We start from the raw sequence: 21,762 nt of genomic DNA, 5'->3' as shown, positions 1-21,762 counted from the left end.
TGTACTGGTCGGCCTGGTGCTCTGGGCGCGCGATGATGGACAGATGGCACGCCGCAGCACCTCCGGACCGGACCAGGCCCCGGTCGAGTCCATCATCATCGACACCGACGTCTCGACCGAGATGCGGGGCTCCTTCCTGGAGTACGCCTACTCGGTGATCTACTCCCGCGCGCTGCCCGACGCGCGCGACGGGCTCAAACCGGTCCACCGCCGCATCCTGTTCCAGATGGCCGAGATGGGTCTGCGCCCGGATCGCGGTCATGTGAAGTCCGCACGCGTCGTCGGTGAGGTGATGGGGAAGCTGCACCCGCACGGTGACGGCGCCATCTACGACGCACTCGTGCGGATGGCGCAAGCGTTCTCGCTACGGCTTCCGCTCGTGGACGGGCATGGCAACTTCGGGTCTCTCGACGACGGACCAGCGGCCCCGCGGTACACGGAGGCCCGGCTCGCACCCGCCGCGTTGGTGATGACGGCGGACCTCAACGAGGACGTCGTCGACTTCGTCCCGAACTACGACAGCCAACTGACCCAACCCGAGGTGCTCCCGTCGGCGCTGCCCAATCTGCTCGTCAATGGGGCGTCCGGGATCGCGGTCGGGATGGCCACCAACATGCCTCCGCACAACCTCGTCGAGGTGGTCGCGGCGGCTCGGCACCTGATCGCCCACCCGGACGCCGATCTCGAGGCCCTGATGCGGTTCGTGCCCGGCCCGGACCTTCCCGGCGGCGGCAAGATCGTCGGGCTGGAGGGCATCCGGGAGGCCTATGCGGGAGGACGTGGCTCGTTCCGCACCCGCGCCACAGCGCGGGTGGAGAACCTCACTCCGCGCAAGAAGGGCATCGTCGTCACCGAGCTGCCTTACCAGGTCGGACCTGAACGTGTCATCGAGAAGATCAAGGACGCCGTCCAGGCGAAGAAGTTGCAAGGCATCTCGGCCGTGAACGACCTCACCGATCGCACCAACGGGCTGCGGTTGGTGATCGAGGTGAAGAATGCGTTCAACCCGGAGGCCGTCCTCGCCCAGCTGTACAAGTTGACTCCGCTCGAGGAGTCCTTCGGGATCAACAACGTGGCGCTCGTCGAGGGGCAGCCACGCACTCTCGGCCTCCGAGAGCTCCTCGTCGTCTACGTCGAGCACCGCCTCACCGTGGTTCGCCGCCGGTGCGAGTTCCGGCTCGCCAAGCACCGGGACCGTGCGCATCTGGTGGAAGGACTGTTGATCGCGATCGCTGACATCGACGAAGTGATCGCGGTGATCCGCACCAGCGATGACGCCGAGTCCGCGCGGGCCCGGCTGATGGCGGTGTTCGACCTGTCCGAAGCACAGGCGGAGTACATCCTCGAGCTACGGTTGCGACGTCTGACGAAGTTCTCCCGGATCGATCTCGAGGCAGAGCGGGACGAGCTGGCCCGCGAGATCGAGTCGCTCGAGGCGATCCTTGCGGACGAGGGCCTGCTGCGAGAGCTGGTCTCCGACGAGCTCGCCCGGGTTGCTACCGAGCACGGAACTCCGCGACGTACCGTCCTGCTCGAAGCCTCCGGTGCCACCGCGACCGCCCAACCAGGGCAGGCACGTTCCCGTGCCGGACGAGGCGCCGAGGTTCCGCTCGAAGTCGCCGACACGCCGTGCCGGGTCCTCCTTTCCGCGACAGGGCTGCTCGTCCGGACCGCTGACGACGCCGAGCCGACCCGGACCGGCACTCGCAGCGCCCACGATGCGTTGCACGCGAACGTCCGCGCCACGGCTCGCGGGGAGGTCGGCGCCGTGACCAGTCGCGGTCGAATGCTCCGGCTCTCGGTGATCGAGGTTCCCGCGCTGCCGCCCACGGACGCCGCTCCCAGCTTGTCCGGCGGCGTCCCGGTGAGTGAGGTACTCATGCTCGAGGCTGGTGAGCGGGTGGTCGGCCTGGCCGGCCTCGACGCCAGCTCTGCCCCGCTCGCGCTGGGCACGCGCACCGGCCAGGTCAAGCGCGTGAGCGCCGACTACCCGCGAAGGGACTCGTGGGACGTGATCTCGTTGAAGGATGACGATGAGGTCGTGGGTGCGTCAGCGGCCGCCGACGAGGACGAAGTCGTCTTCCTCTCCTCCGAGGCGCAGCTGCTGCACTTCCCCGCTGCCCTGGTCCGACCGCAGGGGCGTGGGGCCGGCGGGATGGCTGGTATCAAGCTCGCGGAGGGGGCCACGGTCATCTCGTTCACCGTGGTGCCGGCCAGCCGGGCGGAGGACGCCGTGGTGGTCACCGTCTCGGGGTCGTCCACCGCGCTGCCGGGCACTGCACCGGGCTCGGCGAAGGTGACGCCGTTCGCGCTCTATCCAGGCAAGGGACGTGCCACCGGAGGGGTGCGTGCGCACCGTTTCGTCCGCGGTGAGGATTCGCTCGTGCTCGCGACCGTGGGCCCGGACCCGGTGCGTGCCGTGGGGTCGGCCGGTCAGGCTGTGGAGCTGCCTGAGCTCGACGAACGACGAGACGGTTCAGGCCGACTGCTCGACGCTCCCGTCGCCGGCCTGGGCTGATCCCGTCGGGTCAGACGCCATGGCACCGGCCTCGATCGAATCAGCTCGCCACTCGCGCAGCATGCCCATCGCGATGAGCACCTGGGCAGCGATATAGCTGGTCATCACGAGAAGGTCGTGCGCCGGAGCCCGGTACCAGATGGCGAATGCCTCGAGCCCGATCAGCGAGTCGGACGCGAAGAACACGAGGCCGCCCACGCCCACCAGGAGATTCACCCGAGTGGCGCTGGCGGCTGCAGCGACCAGGACGACTCCGTACACCGCGACGAGCGGAAGCAGAGACCCTGCTCCGGACGCGCAGGCTGCGAAGAGCGCGGCGAAGCCGGCGATGTACCCGACGATCACCATCGGATGAAGCCGTGTCCGGCGCAGGTGGTGGAAGGTTGCGACGAAGCACGCCTGCGCAATGCCGAAGGCGGTGACCATCGCGATGAATCCGGCGTCGTCGCCAAGTATCCGTGGAGCAGCATCACCTGCCCAGGAGAAGAACAGCGCACCGGCGTACAGGCGCGCGGATCGCGTACCGCGCGGCACCTCCGGGCGATTCCATACAGCACCGGCAAGAGCGGGCATGAGGAGCACCTGGGTACTGTCGGCCAGCACCTGCGCACCGATCGCTTGCGCCACCAGGTGCGCCACGATCAGTACCGCTGCGAGGATGTCCCAGGCACGGTTCATCGGCTTCTCACACCTCGATGGTGTACGTGGTCGACCCCCGGGTCGGCTCGAACCCGAGCTTGTCGAACAGTCCAAGTGAGTCCTGCCTCGTGGCGTGATCGACGCCCAGGGCCGCGTACTCCATGCCGGACTCTGCGAATGCTCGCATCGCTCGCACCAGGAGTGTCGTCGCGATACGGCGGCCCCGCCACGGGGCGCGTACACCGAGCATGTCCACGTACCCCTCGGACCATCCGAGTGTCTCCCAGTCCTGCTCGTACTTGCTGGCCAGAAGGTAGCCCGCCACCTGCGCACGATCAGTGGTCCGGTCGAGCACCAGAAAGCTCCACTCCGGAACGAAGTAGGTGCGGCCCTCGGTCCAGACGGTCGCACTCTGGGCCTGCGCGTGGGAACCGAAGGCCTCATTGTGCGCAAGTCTGATCTGGTCGTCGAGCTCCATCGTCCACGGCTCCACGCTCAGGGGTCTGAGCACCGCCACCTCGGGCAACTCGAGTGCCAGGTCCCGGCGCATCTCCGTGTGGTAGCCGGCCTCGGAGAAGCCGTATCGCCTGACCAGGTCGGCCGAGTGGTCCATCCCGTCCTCGACGTGCACCACGATCGTCCCGGACCCGTTCCCGGTCTCGGTCAGCACGCCCCGCGCCCGTTCGATCTGCCATTCCAGGATCGCTGAGCCGACCCCGCGGTGTCGATGGTCGGGGCACACTCCACCATCGAGGAACACCCGGACCGGTCCGGCGTCGTCGGGCGGCACGCTGACTAGACCGAAAGCGCACAGCCTTCCGGTGGAATCAAACCCCGCGATCGAGTTCTCCGTCAGGTCCGTCCACTGGGTCACGAACGACTCGTCGAGCTCCTCACGCGTGCTCCGGTAGGGCGGGTCGTCGTGTTCCTCGATCCTCTGCCAGAGCATGAACAAGGCTGCAGCGTCACCCTGGTGCACAGGTCGCCAGGTGAGCTCAAGATCCTGAGAACCACTTGCGATCATGGGCGGACCGCCGGCTCGGTGGAGTACCGGACGGCCTCACTGAGAGTCTCGAATCCGAGGGCGTGGGCAGCGTGCAGCACCCCGTCCTGGCGGAGGTCGACGTCGATCCGTGCAGTAACCATGTCAGCGGAAGCGTAGGCGCGCAGGGCCGTGACGAGCAAAGGCAGCGCCACCGTGTCGCTGCTACCGGCACTGTCCATGAGGGCCCAGCGAAGCCGAACAGCTCCGTGATCGGGCCATCCGACGGGGATCTCCTCACCCTCGAGCACAGCACACGCACGACCGTCGACATGAGCGGTCCAGGCACGCCCGCTCGAGGTCACCAGATCTTCGATGACGGGCTCACTCGCACCCGGCGGACCATCCCGGAACGAGGGTGCGGCGCTGGTATCGAAGGGACGCTGCACGGTGCGCACGCGTCCCGCTGACGTGAACCCTGCGGCGGCACAGAGGCGACGCTGATCGGTCCGGCTCTCGTCAACCATCACGTGGGTCGACACGGGTTCGATCCGCTGTGCACAGGCGTCTTGCCAGCGGAGCATCGCGCGGCCGATTCCTCGGCCGCGCCAGCCCGGGTCAATCACCGCTGACAGCAGGGCATGACCAGCCTTTCGGTGAACTACCGCGGCAGCACGCAGCACCCCCTGGTCGTCCAGCCCGGCAAGTGAGTCCGCCGCAAGGTCCACCCCGGCCTTGTGGAGCCGGTGCGGGCTCAGATCAGTGCCGTCCGGATGCGTGCTCTGGTCGACCGCCCGGGCGCGCGTGAGGAGGAGACGCACGCCCTCGTCGTCCGCTACCGTGAGCGGGCTCCACTGCAGCCCGAGATGCGGGCCCGGCAGTGGTGGGCGGCCCGTACTCACGCGTCGATCCGATCCCTGTCCAGATCGTTCGCTCCGGCGATGATGAAATCCTTGCGGGGAGCCACATCGTTCCCCATCAGCAGGTCGAAGACGGTCTCAGCCGCTTCCACGTCGTCCATCGTGATCTTGCGCAACGTGCGGTGCGCCGGATCCATGGTGGTTTCTGCGAGTTGGTCGGCATCCATCTCACCGAGACCCTTGTACCGCTGGATGGGTTCCTTGTACCGCCGTCCCGACCGCTCCAGAGTGCGCAGCACCTTGGACAGCTCGGCCTCGGAATAGGTGTAGGTGATCGATCCCTTGCGCTTGCCCTGCGCCGGCATCTCCACCCGATGCAGGGGGGGAACCGCTGCGAACACGCGCCCTGCCTCCACCAACGGCCGCATGTACCGGAAGAACAGGGTAAGCAGGAGCGTGCGGATATGGGCGCCGTCGACGTCCGCGTCGGTCATCAGCACGATCTTGCCGTAGCGGACCGCGTCCAGTTCGAAGGAACGCCCGGAGCCCGCTCCGATCACCTGGATGATCGAGGCACACTCAGCGTTCTTGAGCATGTCCGCCAGGGACGCCTTCTGCACGTTCAAGATCTTGCCCCGAATGGGCAGCAGCGCTTGGAAGTCGGACTGGCGGGCCAATTTCGCCGTGCCCAACGCGCTGTCCCCCTCCACGATGAACAGCTCGGACCGCTCCACATCGTCACTACGGCAGTCGGCGAGCTTCGCCGGGAGCGTCGAGGTCTCCAGTGCATTCTTGCGCCGGGAGATCTCCTTGTGGGTCCGCGCAGCGATGCGGGCACGCATCTCCCCGACGACCTTCTCGAGCAGCATTCCCGCCTGCGCCTTCTCGCCGCGCTTGCTCGAGGTGAGAAGCGAGGAGATCTCGGTGTCGACCACCTTGGCGACGATGCCACGCACCGGCGCCGTACCCAGAACCTCCTTCGTCTGGCCCTCGAACTGCGGCTCGGGAAGGCGCACCGTGACCACGGCTGTCAGCCCGGCCATGACGTCATCCTTCTCGATGCGTTCCTTGCCGTTCTTCCCCGTGAGCTTGAGCCGGCGCGCGTTCGCCTCGATCTGCTTACGGACCGCCTTCAGCAGGCCCTGATCGAAACCGCTCAGGTGAGAACCGCCCTTCGGGGTGGCAATGATGTTGACGAAGCTGCGGACCTCGGTCTCATACCCGATCCCCCAGCGCAGCGCCACCTCCACCTCGCAGGTTCGCTCCACGTCGACCGGGTGCAAATGCCCCTGGGAATCGAGTTGCTGCACGGTCTCTGTGAATGTGCCCTGACCGGTCAAGCGCCATGTATCGGTCACGGCGCTGTCAGCGGCGAGGAACTCCACGAAGTCGCACGCCCCGCCGTCGTGCCGGAACACTTCCTCCACCGGGCCGTCCTCGCCCGGGGTGCCGGGCAGGCGCCGCTCGTCGCGGACAGTCAGCTGCAGCCCGGGCACCAGGAAGGAGGTCTGCCGTGCCCGGGTGATGAGCTCGTCGTACGAGAACGCGGCCGAGGCCGGGAAGATCTGGCTGTCAGCCCAGTACCGCACCCTCGTCCCGGTGACCCCGCGTTTGACCTTGCCCACCTTGCGGAGCTCGGAGTGGTCAGTGAAGGGGGTGAACGGCGAGTCAGGCGAAACGTCCGTACCGTCGTCGAAGATGCCTGGCTCTCCACGGTGGAAGGACATCGCATAGGTGGTGCCACCTCGATCGACCTGCACCTCCAGGCGCGACGAGAGGGCGTTCACCACAGACGCACCGACCCCGTGCAGTCCCCCCGACGACGCGTACGAACCACCACCGAACTTCCCACCGGCGTGGAGCTTGGTGAACACCACCTCGACGCCGCTCAGCTTCAGGTTGGTCACGTTGTCCACCGGGATGCCGCGGCCGTTGTCGCGCACCTCCACCGAACTGTCCGGGTGGAGCACAACCTCGATGGCGTCCCCATGCCCTTCCAACGCTTCGTCGACTGCATTGTCGATGATCTCCCACAGACAGTGCATGAGTCCGCGGGAGTCGGTGGAACCGATGTACATCCCGGGTCGCTTGCGCACCGCCTCGAGCCCCTCGAGCACGGAGAGGTGACGGGCGGTGTAGCTGGATTCCGTAGAGGTTTTCGACACCCTCCCATTCTAGGCGGGAGGACTCTCGTCCAGCCGGATCGCCACCCAGCATGGTGGAATCTCTCCAGCCAGGGATGCAGGTCACGTTCCGCAGTGAGCGAACTCGCCGCTCCTGAAGGATGGCACCGGGCAGTGAGATGGTTACATGGCAGCGTGAGCACTTTGACTGCCGACAACGCCCATGACGCACTGACCGCGGCCGACCGCTGCGACGCTTGCGGAGCACAGGCGTACGTACGCGTGCTCCTGGATGCCGGTGAGCTGCTCTTCTGCGCCCACCACGCACGCAAGCACTCTGAGAAGTTGACCTCCGTCGCCACGCACATCCAGGACGAGACCGAGCGGCTGCACGCCGACGCGGAGTCCACCGGCTCCTGAACTGGGCTGGCCCCGCACCATCCGTGCAACGACGGCAACGCTCCTGGCTCCCACCGAGGCGCCAGGAGCGGAGTTGACCGCGGTACAGCCTGTGCTGGCTGTACAGCCGGTGCCGGCTCGGTCACGCGCTGCACAGACGTCGATGAGGTATGCCACGCCTCACTGAGGCCAGCCTCGGCTTCGATGCGCATCGGCGCCGCGGTGATTACGCTCGGTCGTATGACCACCACGACCCAGTCCGAGTCCACCTACGTCCGACTACTGACCGAACAGATCGGTCACGAGTTCGATGCGCACACCCAGTACGTCGCCATCGCCGTGTGGTTCGACGCGCAGGACATGCCGCGGCTCGCTGCGCACTACTATCGGCAGGCGCTCGAAGAGCGAAACCACGCGATGATGATCATCCAGTACATGCTGGACCGCGACATTCATGTGGCGATCCCCGCAGGCTCGGCCGTACAGAGCGACTTCTCCGATGTGCGCGAACCAATCGCGCTCGCGTTGAAGCAGGAGAAGGAGGTCACCTCGCAGATCGAGGCGATCTTCCAGGCCGCCCGTGCCGAGGCGAACGTCATCGGGGAGCAGTTCATGCTCTGGTTCCTCAAGGAGCAGGTGGAGGAAGTGGCCTCCGCGAGCACGCTGCTCACCGTCGCTGAGCGTGCCGGCGACAACCTGTTCGACCTGGAGAACTTCCTCGCCCGGGAGAGCATCGGCGATGCCGGTGAGTCCGCCGATGCTCCAGAAGCCGCGGGCGGTGCCGTCTAACACCCGGCTCAGCCTTCCCACCACCGCGGAACACCCACTCCCCACCCGGCCGAACGCAACCTGGTGCGGCAGAATCTCTGCGATCGCCGCACAAGGTTGCGTTCGGCCGGGTGGGTGGGCTCGGCCCGTGTGGGTCAGTCCAGGTAGTCCCGCAACACCTGAGACCGACTCGGGTGACGCAACTTGGACATCGTCTTGGACTCGATCTGCCGGATCCGCTCCCGGGTGACCCCGTAGACCTTGCCGATCTCGTCGAGGGTCTTGGGCTGACCGTCGGTGAGGCCGAACCGCATGGAGACCACACCGGCCTCTCGCTCGGAGAGCGTGTCAAGCACCGAGTGCAGCTGCTCCTGCAATAGCGTGAAACTCACCGCGTCCGCAGGGACGACCGCCTCGGAGTCCTCGATGAGGTCGCCGAACTCGGAGTCCCCGTCCTCACCAAGCGGTGTGTGCAGCGAGATCGGCTCGCGACCATACTTCTGCACCTCGACGACCTTCTCCGGGGTCATGTCGAGTTCCTTGGCGAGTTCCTCCGGCGTCGGCTCGCGACCAAGGTCCTGCAGCATCTGCCGCTGCACCCGTGCCAACTTGTTGATGACCTCGACCATGTGCACCGGGATACGGATCGTGCGAGCCTGGTCGGCCATCGCCCGGGTGATCGCCTGACGGATCCACCACGTGGCATAGGTGGAGAACTTGTAGCCCTTGGTGTAGTCGAACTTCTCGACCGCGCGGATCAGGCCGAGGTTTCCTTCCTGGATCAGGTCCAGGAAAAGCATGCCGCGTCCGGTGTAACGCTTCGCGAGCGAAACCACCAGGCGCAGGTTCGCCTCGAGCAAGTGGTTCTTGGCGCGACGGCCATCCTGCGCGATCCACTGCATCTCGCGGCGCAACTTCGGCGCCATCTCCGAGCCGTCGCTGGCCAGCTTCTCCTCGGCGAACAGGCCTGCCTCGATCCGCTTGGCGAGCTCGACCTCTTGCTCGGCGTTCAGCAGCGCGACCTTACCGATCTGCTTGAGGTAGTCCTTGACCGGGTCGGCTGTCGCACCAGCGGTGACGACCTGCTGCGCGGGAGCGTCGTCGTCATCGGAGTCCGAGTAGACGAAGCCACCGGCCTCCTCGGTCTCAGCGTTCTCGGCGGCGGTCGTCTTGGTGGTCGTGGTGGGTTCTTCGACCTTGGGGCGATCCTGGTCCGGTGTGTCCGAGGCACTGTCCGCTTCCGGGACGGTGGCCAGAGAGTCCTTCGGCGCACCCGCCTTCTTTCGCGTGGCCGTGCCCTTCTTCGCCCCTCCGGCAGCAGCACCGCCAGTCGAGGACTTTCCCGGGGCCGCCGTTGTGGACTTCTTGGAAGCGGACTTCGCAGCAGGCTTCTTCGCGCTCGACGATCCGGCGGACTTCGAAGCCGGCTTCTTCGTGCCTGTGGAGTCGGCCGACTCCACAGTGGCGGTGGTGCCTCGACGCGGGGCTGCATTGGCGACAGCCCGGGCAGGGACGTCGGTAACGGTGATCTTGGCGGTCTGCATGGCGCCGAGAACCTCCTTGAGACGGCGGGGCTTGACGTCGGCCTCCTCACACGCCGCTCGGAACTCGGTCGCAGTGAGCGATCCGCGCTCCAAGCCGGTTCTATACGCCTTCTGCAAGGAAGAGTGTTCAAACTCGCGGGGCAGCACAGCGTGGGAACGAGGCGACGGCACAGAGAACCTTTCGGCGGGGAGACAAGGCGCGGACAGCGACCTGGACGTCGCGGCGTCCTACAATTATAACCGCCCGGAGGCGGTGTGCTCGGCGAGCGAGCACCGGCTGAACAATGCACCACAGCGATGTGCCGCGGCACTGTCAGCCGAAGTGGTCGACGGGTAGTACAACGCCCGCCGGGAGCCCGATGTTCCTGGCTGTGTTTGCCCCTACGTCTCGATCAGGGCGCGGTACGCGGCAGCATCCAACAACTGGCCCGTCACGACGTCGCCGACGTCCACGCGGAACAACCAACCGCCGTCGTACGGGGAGTCGTTCACCTGTTCTGGCGTGTCAACCGCGAGGGAGTTCACTTCGATGACCTCACCGGTCACCGGGGCGTACAGCTCGCTGACGGACTTCGTGGACTCGATCTCGCCGCAACTCTCCCCTGCGGTGACTGTGTCGCCCACCGCGGGAAGCTCGACGAAGACGACATCGCCGAGCGCCGACGCAGCATGCGCGGTGATCCCCACGGTGGCGACACCCCCGGAGAGCCGCACCCACTCATGCTCAGCGGTGTACTGGCGGTCCTCCGGCACGTTCATCGGTGTGCCCCTCTAGTTGAGCTCGGGCTTGACGGCGAGCACAGGGCACGGCGCGTCCAGCAGGATTCGCTGAGCATTGGAGCCCAGAATCAACTTCCCCAGCGGGGACCGGCGGCGCAGACCGATCACGATCAGTGCAGCGTCCAAGGACTCCGCGGCCTCCATCAGAGCTTCGGCGACATCACCTCCGAGCGGAACCGTCTGGACGTCCGACGAGATGTCCCGACCACTGAGCAACTGGCGCGCCTCTGCGGCAGCGGTGTCGACGTCCTCCTGCTCAGCGCCCCGTGGCCCGTGCACCAGGACCGTCACACTGTCCGACCTGCGCCCCGCCTCCTCGACGGCCGCCTCGAGCGCGGCGCGCCCTTCAGCGGTGGCGATGAACCCGACCACGATCACGTCGCACTCCCTCCGTTGCCTACGGGCCGACCCTAGCGTGTCCCGTGGGAAGTAGCAGGTCGTCGAGCACGATTCCCACGATCGACCGCTGCCCACCCCGACGGTTCAGGCCGTACGAGGCTCCCGCGCCCACCCAGGAGGCACGCCTGCGGTGACTGCGGCAGCGAGCAGGCGAGCCAGCGGATAGTCGGCATCAAGGGCGATCGTGCGTTCCAGCAGGAGCGAGGCTCTCACCCCATCGCCGCCCCACCAGGCCAGCCAGGTCGCAGTAGCCAGCACCGGGACGCGCCAACGCTTGCTCGCGTGCGTAGCCAGCACGGTCAACGCGGCCGAGCCCGTGGCGAGCCGATCCTCCCGCGGCCCGATCCTGCCGCTGAAGACGGCTTCCAGCACGCGCCCACGCTCTCGATCGGTCACGGCACGACCGGTCGCTGCCCACAGCAGAACCCCGTCACGCACCCACTCGTCCTGCATGCCTGCGAGCACCGCGCCGAGGAGCGTCGGCTCGATCGTGACCCGGTCCAGCCCATCCGGTGCTACGCGATCGGTGAGCTCCACCCAGCGGCGCAACGCAAGCTGTCGCCAACGCACAGGGTCGATCCGCTGTCGCCGAGACGCATGCCTGGTCGCGGCCGCACTGGCGGCACGTCGCCGATCGGCCGCGCGATCGACATCGGCCACGACGGCCTCACGTGACGCCGCGTAGGACCGTCCGCGGAAAACCATCGCAGCGCTCACCTCGGAGTGCTCCAGAACGGTCGTCGACCGGCCGACGGCAGGACAACACGGTGCGTCAGCACAGCGCACGCACCGGAAGGCGTGCGGCGAGAGCAGCCAGGTTCGTTCCCTACTCCCCCACCTGGTGCTCAACCACCACCGTAGGACCGAACCCGCACCGTCCCGGCCGTGCATGATCCGAAGCCAGGGCTGATCGCTCACGATGACGCACAGGGCACCTACGGCATTCTCGAGCGCAAGCTGGCGCTCCACCTCATCACGCACCTCGGCGGCGTCGAGATCGGCGACGTCGAACCGTGCCACCAACCCGATGGAGACACCGGCGGTTTCCTGGCGGAGAGCAATCACCACGACTGATTCCTGCGGCCAGAACCCCAGCTGATAGGGAAGCCAGGAGAGCACGTCAACAGGATCCTCGGGATTGATCTGCACAGGCGCTGGGAGCAGGCTTTCGGAAGGTTCGGTGATCTCGTCCATGTCCTCCATCCGAGACCACGCCGCTCTGTAGCGCGCCGCAGCCGGCAGGGGGTTGTGGACACCCGAGCAGGGTCGGGTTGGCAGTGGAAAACTGTGCGCGCTCCGCATACCTGTGGACGCGTCCGCATCGTCGGGTGACCGTGGCCGGGTGACGGTCAGCACGTCGGCCAGGTACGGCACCGAGCCCCGCCGAAGACAAGGGCCAAGCCATTTCGCCGTACGCTGAGCAGGTGCACACGACCGCCCCCGCCACCTCTTTGCAGCACCTGCGTTCAGCGGTGTCCGACCGTGTCCGGGACAGCTTCGCCGAGGTGATGGATCAGCACGCCGATGTCGGCCCCGAGATCACCGATCTCGGGGCAGTGGCCACTGACCTGCTCGATGGCGGCAAGCGGCTCCGAGCAGCATTCGCCGCCGCTGGATGGATGGCGTTCGGTGGACCCGAGCTGGACGACCGGATCGTCGCTACCGGAGCAGGCCTCGAGCTCTTCCAGATGGCAGCGCTCGTGCACGACGACGTGATCGACGACTCCAGGACCCGCCGCGGACGTCCAGCCGCCCATCACCAGTTGGCCATGCGCCACGACGAGCTCAAGATGATGACCGATGCACGCCGGTACGGGGCGTCGTCGGCAGTGTTGCTGGGCGATCTTCTGCTGGTCGCCGCGATGCGCGAGCTCGACGAGGCCCTGGACGCGCTCCCCGACGACGAACGTCGGTCGGCACGCCGCCTCGTCACCGACATGATGGCCGGTGTGACCCTCGGCCAGTACCTGGACATCTACGCTCAGTCCGCGCCGTGGTCGGACGATCCGAGCGTTGATCTGGACCGCGCCCGACGCGTACTCCGCGCGAAAGCCGCAAGATACAGCGTGGAGCAGCCGTTGTGCCTGGGGGCGACGATGGCGGGTGCGCCGCCCGACGGGGTCGAGTCGTGTTCTCGGATCGGTCTGCCGATCGGTGAGGCATTCCAGCTACGTGACGACCTCCTGGGAGTGTTCGGCGATCCCGCACTCACCGGCAAGCCCGCAGGTGATGACCTGCGCGAGGGAAGCGAACAGTGCTTCTCACCACCGCACTGGAGCGTGCTGATCCTGCCGACGCCACCGAGCTCCGCCGAGCGATTGGCGATCCCGACCTTGATCCGGTCGTGCTCACCAGAGCACGCGAGATCATCGCCGGCACACAAGCCCCGGGCGCCGTCGAGACGTTGATCGAGGATCGGCGTCACGAAGGCCTCGCAGCCATCGATGCGGCCGGCCTCGAGCGTGCTGCAGTCGAGCTCCTGCGCCTACTCGCCGATGCTGCGGTCACCCGGATCGCATGACGCCGCCCCGGAGCGGAAGGACTACCGGCTCGGTCGCACGACGATGCGCGGCCTAGAACGCCAGCGGCTGCGCCGCCCGGCGCACGGCATGTGTCCGGCCCTGACGGAGAGCGTCGATGGGCCGTTCCTCCAATTCGTCGTTGTGGTCAAACAACCAGGCCACGATCTCTTCGTCGTCGAATCCTGCATCACCGAGTTGCATCGCGGTGCCGCGCAACGTACTCAGCACTGTTGAGCCACCCGCACCGACGTCGTCATCGACGAGAAACTCCCCTGGTACCGACCACGCCCTGTTCTCGCCGCGCCGGAGGGCGATCAGACGGCGTTCGGTCAGCATGCCGCGTACGTCCCGCAAACGGACCTGCAGGGCGTCGGCCACCTCCGGCAGGCTCAACCAGCCGCTGCTGGGAATCGATCTCTCAGTCACGAGACTGAGCCTACGGGTCCCAGCGATCTGTCACGAACGGGTTGTCAGGTTCCACACATAACCACTACTGTCACTTTTGTCCCACTCTTCTCATACACCTCAAACAACACAAACGTCACGTTAGACACGCCGTGTCGCCGACTTCCGCGGCGACGGAGACACCTCGGGGGAATTCCGCCATGATCCGCAGCACGCGCCGCGCCAGGACGCGCCGCGCCACGTCCGCTACGACGCTCGGTGCGATCGGAGCCGCCACCGCCGTGGGCCTCACTGGCACCGCCGCGCCGGCAGCGGCCACTCCCACCACGATCGACATCACCCAGGAGTTCACCGGCCTCCCGCAGATCGCACCACGCCACACGGCGGGTGTGACCTCGGTGGACCGCGCACCGTCGGACACTCTCTACACAGTTCGAGCGGGCGACACCGTCAGTCACCTCGCGCTGCGATACGACACGACGGTGCGTGCGATCATCCAGGCGAACGATCTCGGCTCCCGCGCGGTGATCCGCATCGGACAAACCCTGCGGATCCCCGGCTCCAGCTCCAGCTCCACGAGCAACTCGAGCTCCACCAGCAGCAGCTCGAACAACTCCAGCAGCTCGAGCAACGCCACGAGCTACCGCGTACGCGCCGGCGACACCGTCTCCGCCATCGCCGCCCGCCACGACTCCACCGTGCGCGCCATCATCGACGCCAACAACCTCAACTCCAACGCCCTGATCCGCATCGGACAAACCCTGCAGATCCCTGGCTCCAGCTCGACCAGCTCCAACTCAAGCTCGTCAAGCAACTCCAGCTCCACCAGCAGCAGCTCGAACAACTCCAGCAGCTCGAGCAACGCCACGAGCTACCGCGTACGCGCCGGCGACACCGTCTCCGCCATCGCCGCCCGCCACGACTCCACCGTGCGCGCCATCATCGACGCCAACAACCTCAACTCCAACGCCTTGATCCGCATCGGACAAACCCTGCAGATCCCTGGCTCCAGCTCGACCAGCTCCAGCTCCAGCTCGTCAAGCAACTCCAGCTCCACCAGCAGCAGCTCCGGCAGCTCCTCGTCCAGGTCATCCAGTTCGACCGAGGCCAGCACCACCCACCGCGTGGTCGCAGGCGACACGGTCTCAGGTATCGCGGCCCGCTACGGCAGCAGCGTCTCCGCGATCGTCAACGAGAACGACCTCGGCTCTGCGGCTGTGATCCGCGTGGGGCAGCGCCTGAAGGTCCCGTCCGGACTCGTCTCGAACACCTTCCTGCACTACACCTACGCCTCGGACGTCACGGCGGCGGCGAATGCGAATAAGCGGACACTGCTGGCGGCGGACCTGCCCAGCCATGCGCAGATGGAGGCGATGGTGCGCAGCACCGCCATCGAGATGGGTGTGGATCCGGCCCTCGCGCTCGCCGTGGCACACCAGGAGTCCGGATTCAACATGGACGCCGTCTCCCCCGCCAACGCCATCGGCGTGATGCAGGTGATTCCCACCTCCGGCGAGTGGGCTTCGAACCTGGTCGGCCGCGATCTCAACCTGCTCGACCCCGAGGACAACGTCACCGCCGGCGTCGCCATCCTGCGCCAGCTGCAGCGTTCGGCCGACAACCAGCGTGAGGCGATCGGCGGCTACTACCAAGGACTTGGTTCCGTGCAGCGGAACGGTCTGTACGACGACACTCGCCGGTATGTGGCAAACGTGCAGACCCTCATGACACGCTACGGCTGAGCCCGGAGAATCGGGTCGGCCGCCATACACTCGGCTCATGGCCACCACTGTCGCCGACCCGCTGATCGGCCGCCTGGTCGACAGCAGGTACGAGATCACCGCGCGCGTCGCACGCGGTGGTATGGCGACGGTCTACCGGGCGCTTGACCGGCGGCTGGATCGGGTCGTCGCGCTCAAGGTGATGCACTCCCACCTCACCGAGGGGGCAGACGTCGCCGCCCGGTTCCGTCGCGAGGCGCGAGCCGCCGCACGGCTCGCCCATCCAGGCGTCGTCGGTGTGTTCGACCAGGGCAGCGCGGACGATCTCAACTACCTGACGATGGAGTTCGTCGACGGGACCAACCTTCGAACCGTGCTACGCCGTCGCGGGGCATTGCCGCTCGGTGAGGCCCTCCGGCTGGTCGAGCACGTGCTCAGCGCGCTGGCCGCGGCGCACAACGCCGGGTTGGTGCACCGGGACATCAAACCCGAGAACATCCTGGTGGCGCACACCGGCGAGGTCAAGGTTGCCGATTTCGGCCTTGCCCGTGCGGTGAGCGAGGCAACGGCCGCCTCCACCGGCAGCCTGCTCGGCACTGTCGCCTACCTCTCCCCCGAGATCGTCACCTCCGGCAACGCCGATGCACGGGCCGACGTGTACGCCGTCGGGGCGATGCTCTTCGAGCTCCTCACCGGCCATCAACCGTTCCTGGGCGAGACGCCCATCCAGGTGGCCTACCAACATGTCCACGAGGACGTACCGGCCGCCTCCGACGCGGTGCCCTGGCTGCCGCTCGAGATCGACGATCTCATCCACGCGATGACGGCCCGCGAACCGGCAGACCGTCCTGGTGACGCGGGCACGGCCCTGACGTTGCTGCGCCGGACCAGGGACGGCCTGGACCCGCACCAGCTTGATATCCGGGCAGACGTCGACGGTGCGGACAATGAACCGGCGACCCCGGTGGTGACCGCCACGGTCCCGGATGCCGACGATGTGGTGGCTGAGGCGGCCGGCGATGCGAACACGACGACGGGCCTTGAGCATACCGGCACCGTTGCCCTCCCTATCGGGGCCGTCCCCGCCGACCACACGGAGTCGTCCGTGGGGCCGGAACGCCGGCGGGTACGACGACGCCGGCGTGTCGGCGTCGTGCTCATCATCCTGTTCCTCCTGGGCCTGGCCGGAGGTGCCGGGTGGTGGTACATGACCATCGGCCCGGGTGCGTACGCCGAGGTGCCAGATGTCGTCGGCGCCGAGGAGGTGGAAGCGCTCGCTCAGCTCGAGGCACACGGTTTCGTACCCTCGACCACGGCGGAGTTCTCTGATGACGTCCCTGCGGGAGCAGTGATCAGCACCGACCCACCGGGCGGCGCTGACCTGATCCGTGACGGAGAGGTCACCGTGGTGGTCTCTCGCGGCGTGCAGATGCTGACGGTGCCTAGCGTGGCCGAGCTGGAGCAGGCCGACGCCGTGCAGACCTTCGAGGACGCGGGCTTCACAGTGGCGCCGGTTCAGCAGGAGTACTCCCAGAACGTCGCCGAGGGTGTGGTGATCGAAAGCGACCCCGAGGCCGGTGCCGAGGTACGGCACGACACCGCAGTGACCCTCACGGTCTCTCAGGGACGAGAGCCGATCACCATCCCGGACGTCGCCGGCGCGGACGAGCAGACGGCGGTCAGCGACCTGGAGGACGCCGGTGCAACGGCCCAGATCGATGAGTCCGTTTACCACGACACCGTGCCCGAGGGGCATGTGATCGCGCAGGATCCCGGGAGCGGGGATGCGCTGCGTGGGGACGTGGTGCGGTTGACGATCTCCCTGGGACCGGAGCTGTTCGAGGTCCCGGACGTGTTCGGGCAGCAGTACTCGGACGCAGAAGCCACCCTGGAGGACCTGGGCTTCGTGGTCGAGCGGGAGAACTTGGTCGGTGGCATCTTCGGCACAGTGCATTCCCAGTCGGTGGAAGCCGGCTCGATGCAGCCACGCGGCACGGTGATCGTGCTCTCGGTGGTCTGACGCCCGACGGCGCAGCAATCCCCTAGTCCTGGGGCACGCGCGGGCGCGGTGAGTTCTCCTGGTAGGCGTACCGTTCCTGGCGCCACGCGTCCCCGTGGCGGTGATAACCGCGTTGTTCCCAGAACCCGAGCTCAGCGGACCCCTCGGGAAGGTAGTTCCACCCCCGCACCCACTTCGGGCCCTTCCAGGTGTACAGGTGCGGCAGCACGAGACGCATGGGCGCGCCTCGCTCGTAGGACAGGGGCGCACCCTCCAGTCGGGTGGCGAGGATCGTCCGAGGCGAGAGCAGGTCGTCCACGGCGATGTTCGCCGCGTACCCGAACTCGGCGAACACCAGCACCTCGCGTACGTGCGGGGCAGGGGGCGCCAGCTCCACCACGTCGGCTGCACGGGGCCCGGCCCAGTGCTGATCGAGTGCGGACCACCGGGTGGCGCAGTGCATGTCGGCCACCACCTCACAGTCGTCCAAGCGCTCGAGGTCTGCCCAGCCGAAGACACGCTCGGCGCCATCCGCCGTCGCGCCGCCCACCGTGAAGGACCACCGATCCGGTCGTGGCCGCGGGACCGGTCCGTAATGCATCACCTCGGGCTCGGCACGCCAGTGCTGGCCAGGTGGGAGGACCCGTTCCAGGGGGGCACCGGTGGCGTCACGCTCGGCCATCAGGCCCCCCGGAGCATCTCCGCCACGAGGAAGGCCATCTCCAAGGACTGCTGGTGGTTCAGGCGGGGATCCACGAGAGTCTCGTACCGGCGGGTCAGCGCGTGGTCGTCGATCTCCTCGCTCCCGCCGAGCACCTCCGTGACGTCCGACCCGGTCAGCTCCACGTGCAACCCACCGGGAACGGTACCGAGGCTGCGATGCACCTCGAAGAAGCCACGCACCTCGTCGATCACATCGCTGAACCGACGTGTCTTGTACCCGTTCGCCGACGTGATGCCGTTGCCGTGCATCGGGTCGCACACCCAGGTCACCGGTCGGCCGTCGCCGCGCACGCCGTCGACCAGGGCAGGCAGCAGGTCCCGCACCTTCGACGCGCCCATCCGGCTGATGAACGTCAGGCGCCCTGGTTCACCGTCGGGGTTGAGCCGGTCCATCAGCGCGATGGCGTCGGCCACCGTCGTCGTCGGCCCGAGCTTGACTCCGATCGGGTTGCGCACCTGGGCGAAGAAGTCGACGTGCGCACCGTCGAGCTGACGGGTCCGCTCACCGATCCACAGGAAGTGAGCGGAACAGTCGTACGGCAGGCCGGACCGGGAGTCGATCCGGGTCAACGGCCGTTCGTAGTCCAGGAGCAGACCTTCATGACTGGAGAAGAACTCCACGCTGCGTAGCGCCTCGAAGTCCGCTCCGGCCGCACCCATGAACCGGATCGCCCGATCGATCTCCCCGGCGAACGCGTCATACTGGGCGTAGGCGGGGTTCTCCATGAAGCCCCGGTTCCATTCGTGCACCCGGCGCAGGTCCGCGAACCCACCCTGGGTGAACGCCCGGATCAGGTTCAGCGTCGTGGCGGAGTTGTGATAGGCGTCCACCAGGCGCTGCGGGTCCGGCACCCGCGCGGCCTCGGTGAATGCGTGGTCGTTGACGATGTCCCCCGATAGGCTGGCAGAGTCACCTCGCCGCGGGTCTCGGTGTCCGAGCTGCGCGGCTTCGCGTACTGCCCGGCCATCCGTCCCATCTTGACGATCGGCATGCTCGCCCCGTAGGTCAGCACCACCGCCATCTGCAGGATGGTCTTGATCTTGTCGCGGATGTTGTCCGCCGTCAGCTCGCTGAAGGTCTCCGCGCAGTCGCCGCCCTGGAGCAGAAACGCTTCCCCACGGGAGGCCGCAGCCATGTGCTCGCGCAGGCGATCGGCCTCGCCCGCGAACACCAACGGCGGGACCGCGGCGAGGCGGTCGGTGGCCGCCTCGAGGGCGGCCGGGTCGGGCCAGGTGGGCTGCTGCCGTGCGGGCAACTCACGCCACTGCTCGAGACCGGTCAGGACGGCGGGGTCGGGGATCACACTCACGGACCTCAGGATACGCACCGGCGAAGCACCCTCCTGACCACCTGGGGAGCCGGACCGTCAGGAGGTCCGCCACCCACGCCGTCGGTACGCCGGGGAACACCGACGGCGGCCCGGACCATCGTCCGGACTGCCGTCGGCAGGGTGGCGGAGTGCTGCGATCAGTGCGCGGCCGGCTCCGCCGGCTCCAGCGGCTGCCCGATGCCTGCCAGCAGCTCGCCGAACCAGTCCACCGTGACGTCGAACGGCTTGCCACCGGCGATGCGTGGGAAGGCGATCGCGGTGAGCTGGTCGCCGTCCTCCTCATCGTGGCCGATGACGCCGGACTCCCCCGCGAGTGCGGTATCCACGGCGAGGTCGGTCATCGACCGGATGAGCTCCAGGTCGGCCTCGTTCGCCGGGGCCGACCGCGAGAAGTAGCCCGACTTCTGCACCATCACCTTCTCGGCGCCGATCAGCTCGGCGAACTGCTTCGCGAACCATGCACCCGGGTTGATCGTGTCGAGCATGACGTGCCCGAACGGGTCCCGCTTGACCTCCTCGCCGGCTGCCTCCAGTTCGGCGACGATCTCCGGAACACCCGCACCTTCGGAGAGGAAGATGTTCACGTTGCCGACCTCGTCCATGATGGCGCGCAGACGGCTGGCCTCTGCCTGCAGGTCCACCTTGAGTTCGGGCAGCAGGACAGCGTGCACGTCCCAGCGTTCCTGGGACAGGCCGAGTCCCGGATTCCAGGTCTGCTCGGCCCACCAGGTGCGGTAGTCCCGGGCAGCCGCGGCAGTCAGCCAGCCGCAGTGCCGACCCATCACCTCGTGCACGATCAGCATCCGCGGGTTCACCCGGTGCTCGCCGATGATGTTCTGCGCGAACCGGGAGGCCTCCTCGGCGGCGGTCATCGCGCCGAGCGACTGCCGGATCGGGACGATGTCGTTGTCGATCGTCTTGGGCAGACCCACCACGGTGAGGTGGTAGTCGTTCTGCTCCAGGTACTCGGCCAGGTCGGCAGCGGTGGTGTTCGTGTCGTCACCGCCGATGGTGTGCAGCACATCCACACCGTCGGTACGCAACCGCTCCGCCGCCACCGCGAGCGGGTCCTGCCCGTCCTCGACGAGGCCGCGCTGGACAAGGTCCTTGGCGTTGGTGAGCTTGACCCGGCTGTTGCCGATCGGGCTTCCGCCGAACTTGTCGAGCACGTCGATCGCGGCACGAGCCTGCTCATCGACCACGACGAAGTTCCCGGTGAGCAGACCGTGGTAGCCGTACTGGTACGCGATGATCTCGGCATCCGGGAGAACGTCGCTGTAACGGCGTACCAGCCCCGCGACGGCGGCCGAGAGGCAGGGCGCGAAGCCGCCCGCAGTGAGCAGGGCGATCCGGCGGATCGGGGCGTTCTGGGTCATCAGGCAGGGACCTTCCGGGGGTGTTCTGTTGGACGGTGGGCGCATCGGCCGGACCACACCGGCCCGGGCGATACCTGTGCTCATGCTACTGATCCGGCGATGCTGCCCGGGCCGTCGCGAGACCCGGGACCATCGCCGTACAGTGAATGACATGCCCCCAGGCACTCCCGACGACAGCGACTCCCCTACCGACCGCCCCGAGCCGTCGGACGCTGACGTCGACGCGCGCTGGGCCGAGATCACCGCCCAGCTCGGCGAGCTGCGCGCTCCGACTGACTCCCCCGGGCCCGCGGAGCCGTCGGACGAGCACGGCACGCTCGCTGGAGCCGACCGCCCTGCTGGCGGCGTTCCCGCTGCGCCATCCGGTCCACGCGACTACGAGGTCCCCGATGACGCGGACGAGGCCGGTTTCATCCCACCGGATCCTCCACCGCTGCGGGCCACCGACCCGTTGCCGACCGTGGCCTGGTTCTTCGCGCTGGGCGGGCCGATCCTGACCGTGCTCTTCCTGATCGTCTGGCCGGCGGCCCCGCCGGTGGTGTACCTGACCGCGATCCTCGCCTCCATTGCCGGCTGGCTGATCCTGCTGTGGCGGATGCCGCGTGGTCGCCGCGATGATTCCGACGACGGCGCGGTGGTCTGAAGCACGCGCGGGAGGCTCCACGCGGATAGA

Annotated in this window: 18 protein-coding genes and 1 pseudogene; 7 read left to right on the top strand and 12 right to left on the bottom strand. The window is 67.5% G+C overall.

The features are described 5' to 3' along the window. The first annotated feature begins 43 nt into the window (after window positions 1-43). Window positions 44-2,518, top strand: coding sequence for a DNA gyrase/topoisomerase IV subunit A (locus tag BLU77_RS06705; RefSeq protein WP_089772236.1), 2,475 nt, complete (start codon window positions 44-46; stop codon window positions 2,516-2,518). Here the strand turns inward: BLU77_RS06705 and BLU77_RS21705 are convergent. The 4 genes from BLU77_RS21705 to BLU77_RS06685 are packed head-to-tail and all read right to left on the bottom strand — an operon-like array spanning window position 2,477 to window position 7,164. Continuing rightward, window positions 2,477-3,196: a lysoplasmalogenase family protein gene (locus BLU77_RS21705; RefSeq protein WP_139177643.1), complete on the bottom strand. Its 720-nt coding sequence runs from the start codon at window positions 3,194-3,196 to the stop codon at window positions 2,477-2,479. The genes BLU77_RS06705 and BLU77_RS21705 overlap by 42 nt on opposite strands. Window positions 3,197-3,203: 7 nt before the next feature. Further along, on the bottom strand, window positions 3,204-4,181 hold the full coding sequence (locus BLU77_RS06695; protein WP_089772235.1) for a GNAT family N-acetyltransferase: 978 nt from the start codon (window positions 4,179-4,181) through the stop codon (window positions 3,204-3,206). Beyond that, window positions 4,178-5,041 (bottom strand): N-acetyltransferase, encoded by an 864-nt coding sequence (locus BLU77_RS06690; RefSeq protein WP_089772234.1) that lies wholly within the window; start codon window positions 5,039-5,041, stop codon window positions 4,178-4,180. The genes BLU77_RS06695 and BLU77_RS06690 overlap by 4 nt, the downstream gene beginning before the upstream one ends. Next, complete coding sequence (locus BLU77_RS06685; RefSeq protein WP_089772233.1) at window positions 5,038-7,164, bottom strand: DNA gyrase/topoisomerase IV subunit B; 2,127 nt, start codon at window positions 7,162-7,164, stop codon at window positions 5,038-5,040. Before BLU77_RS06685 ends, BLU77_RS06690 begins: the two co-directional genes overlap by 4 nt. A gap of 153 nt (window positions 7,165-7,317) precedes the next feature. On the opposite strand from BLU77_RS06685, the gene BLU77_RS06680 reads away from it, so the two are divergent. Both BLU77_RS06680 and BLU77_RS06675 read left to right on the top strand, forming a co-directional pair. Next, on the top strand, window positions 7,318-7,542 hold the full coding sequence (locus BLU77_RS06680; protein WP_089772232.1) for a DUF7455 domain-containing protein: 225 nt from the start codon (window positions 7,318-7,320) through the stop codon (window positions 7,540-7,542). 219 nt (window positions 7,543-7,761) lie between these two features. Beyond that, window positions 7,762-8,310 carry a ferritin gene (locus BLU77_RS06675; protein ID WP_089773034.1) on the top strand — a complete coding sequence of 183 codons (549 nt, stop codon included), beginning with the start codon at window positions 7,762-7,764 and terminating at the stop codon, window positions 8,308-8,310. A 134-nt stretch (window positions 8,311-8,444) separates the two neighbouring features. On the opposite strand, the gene BLU77_RS06670 is transcribed toward BLU77_RS06675, so the two are convergent. From BLU77_RS06670 to BLU77_RS06655, 4 genes are all read right to left on the bottom strand, one after another. Next, window positions 8,445-9,980 carry an RNA polymerase sigma factor gene (locus tag BLU77_RS06670; RefSeq protein ID WP_425441218.1) on the bottom strand — a complete coding sequence of 512 codons (1,536 nt, stop codon included), beginning with the start codon at window positions 9,978-9,980 and terminating at the stop codon, window positions 8,445-8,447. Window positions 9,981-10,214: 234 nt separating this feature from the next. Next, entirely contained in the window at window positions 10,215-10,592 is a 378-nt protein-coding gene (gene gcvH / locus BLU77_RS06665; protein WP_089772230.1) for a glycine cleavage system protein GcvH, read from the bottom strand. Between the two features lie 12 nt (window positions 10,593-10,604). Continuing rightward, window positions 10,605-10,991: a universal stress protein gene (locus tag BLU77_RS06660; RefSeq protein ID WP_089772229.1), complete on the bottom strand. Its 387-nt coding sequence runs from the start codon at window positions 10,989-10,991 to the stop codon at window positions 10,605-10,607. Window positions 10,992-11,096: 105 nt separating this feature from the next. Next, window positions 11,097-12,206 carry a DUF4192 domain-containing protein gene (locus BLU77_RS06655; protein WP_175476963.1) on the bottom strand — a complete coding sequence of 370 codons (1,110 nt, stop codon included), beginning with the start codon at window positions 12,204-12,206 and terminating at the stop codon, window positions 11,097-11,099. 230 nt (window positions 12,207-12,436) lie between these two features. On the opposite strand from BLU77_RS06655, the gene BLU77_RS06650 reads away from it, so the two are divergent. Beyond that, window positions 12,437-13,420 (top strand): polyprenyl synthetase family protein, encoded by a 984-nt coding sequence (locus tag BLU77_RS06650; RefSeq protein ID WP_089772227.1) that lies wholly within the window; start codon window positions 12,437-12,439, stop codon window positions 13,418-13,420. A 165-nt stretch (window positions 13,421-13,585) separates the two neighbouring features. Here the strand turns inward: BLU77_RS06650 and BLU77_RS06645 are convergent, their stop codons facing one another. Then, on the bottom strand, window positions 13,586-13,960 hold the full coding sequence (locus tag BLU77_RS06645) for an Rv2175c family DNA-binding protein (RefSeq protein WP_089772226.1): 375 nt from the start codon (window positions 13,958-13,960) through the stop codon (window positions 13,586-13,588). 179 nt (window positions 13,961-14,139) lie between these two features. Between BLU77_RS06645 and BLU77_RS06640 the strand changes: the two genes are divergently transcribed. Both BLU77_RS06640 and pknB read left to right on the top strand, forming a co-directional pair. Beyond that, window positions 14,140-15,681, top strand: coding sequence for a lytic transglycosylase (locus BLU77_RS06640; RefSeq protein WP_089772225.1), 1,542 nt, complete (start codon window positions 14,140-14,142; stop codon window positions 15,679-15,681). Window positions 15,682-15,718: 37 nt separating this feature from the next. Continuing rightward, window positions 15,719-17,680 carry a Stk1 family PASTA domain-containing Ser/Thr kinase gene (gene pknB, locus BLU77_RS06635; RefSeq protein WP_089772224.1) on the top strand — a complete coding sequence of 654 codons (1,962 nt, stop codon included), beginning with the start codon at window positions 15,719-15,721 and terminating at the stop codon, window positions 17,678-17,680. A 22-nt stretch (window positions 17,681-17,702) separates the two neighbouring features. Here pknB and BLU77_RS06630 read toward each other — a convergent pair whose 3' ends face one another. The 3 genes and pseudogenes from BLU77_RS06630 to BLU77_RS06620 all read right to left on the bottom strand — a co-directional run bounded on the left by BLU77_RS06630 (window position 17,703) and on the right by BLU77_RS06620 (window position 21,089). Beyond that, window positions 17,703-18,341 carry a molybdopterin-dependent oxidoreductase gene (locus tag BLU77_RS06630; protein ID WP_089772223.1) on the bottom strand — a complete coding sequence of 213 codons (639 nt, stop codon included), beginning with the start codon at window positions 18,339-18,341 and terminating at the stop codon, window positions 17,703-17,705. Further along, window positions 18,341-19,692 (bottom strand): annotated as a pseudogene (locus BLU77_RS06625) (class II 3-deoxy-7-phosphoheptulonate synthase). Before BLU77_RS06625 ends, BLU77_RS06630 begins: the two are co-directional and overlap by 1 nt. 158 nt (window positions 19,693-19,850) lie before the next feature. Beyond that, window positions 19,851-21,089, bottom strand: a complete 1,239-nt coding sequence (locus BLU77_RS06620; RefSeq protein ID WP_089772222.1) for a pyrophosphate--fructose-6-phosphate 1-phosphotransferase — start codon at window positions 21,087-21,089, stop codon at window positions 19,851-19,853. A 151-nt stretch (window positions 21,090-21,240) separates the two neighbouring features. Here BLU77_RS06620 and BLU77_RS06615 point away from each other — a divergent pair, with 151 nt between their 5' ends. After that, window positions 21,241-21,732, top strand: coding sequence for a hypothetical protein (locus tag BLU77_RS06615; RefSeq protein ID WP_089772221.1), 492 nt, complete (start codon window positions 21,241-21,243; stop codon window positions 21,730-21,732). The last annotated feature ends 30 nt before the right edge of the window (window positions 21,733-21,762 follow it).

Source organism: Ruania alba, from assembly GCF_900105765.1.
GTDB classification, from domain to species: Bacteria; Actinomycetota; Actinomycetes; order Actinomycetales; family Beutenbergiaceae; genus Ruania; species Ruania alba.
The sequence above is the reverse complement of the archived record's forward strand: the minus strand, read 5'-3'. Positions and strand labels throughout refer to the sequence as shown.

Excerpts from the sequence above, each read along its gene's own strand:
- BLU77_RS06640 (WP_089772225.1), top strand. The coding sequence starts at position 14,140 with ATGATCCGCAGCACGCGCCGCGCCAGGACGCGCCGCGCCACGTCCGCT.
- BLU77_RS21705 (WP_139177643.1), bottom strand. The coding sequence starts at position 3,196 with ATGAACCGTGCCTGGGACATCCTCGCAGCGGTACTGATCGTGGCGCAC.
- BLU77_RS06675 (WP_089773034.1), top strand. The coding sequence starts at position 7,762 with ATGACCACCACGACCCAGTCCGAGTCCACCTACGTCCGACTACTGACC.
- pknB (WP_089772224.1), top strand. The coding sequence starts at position 15,719 with ATGGCCACCACTGTCGCCGACCCGCTGATCGGCCGCCTGGTCGACAGC.
- BLU77_RS06705 (WP_089772236.1), top strand. The coding sequence starts at position 44 with ATGGCACGCCGCAGCACCTCCGGACCGGACCAGGCCCCGGTCGAGTCC.
- BLU77_RS06620 (WP_089772222.1), bottom strand. The coding sequence starts at position 21,089 with ATGACCCAGAACGCCCCGATCCGCCGGATCGCCCTGCTCACTGCGGGC.
- BLU77_RS06615 (WP_089772221.1), top strand. The coding sequence starts at position 21,241 with ATGCCCCCAGGCACTCCCGACGACAGCGACTCCCCTACCGACCGCCCC.
- gcvH (WP_089772230.1), bottom strand. The coding sequence starts at position 10,592 with ATGAACGTGCCGGAGGACCGCCAGTACACCGCTGAGCATGAGTGGGTG.
- BLU77_RS06630 (WP_089772223.1), bottom strand. The coding sequence starts at position 18,341 with ATGGCCGAGCGTGACGCCACCGGTGCCCCCCTGGAACGGGTCCTCCCA.
- BLU77_RS06695 (WP_089772235.1), bottom strand. The coding sequence starts at position 4,181 with ATGATCGCAAGTGGTTCTCAGGATCTTGAGCTCACCTGGCGACCTGTG.
- BLU77_RS06655 (WP_175476963.1), bottom strand. The coding sequence starts at position 12,206 with ATGGACGAGATCACCGAACCTTCCGAAAGCCTGCTCCCAGCGCCTGTG.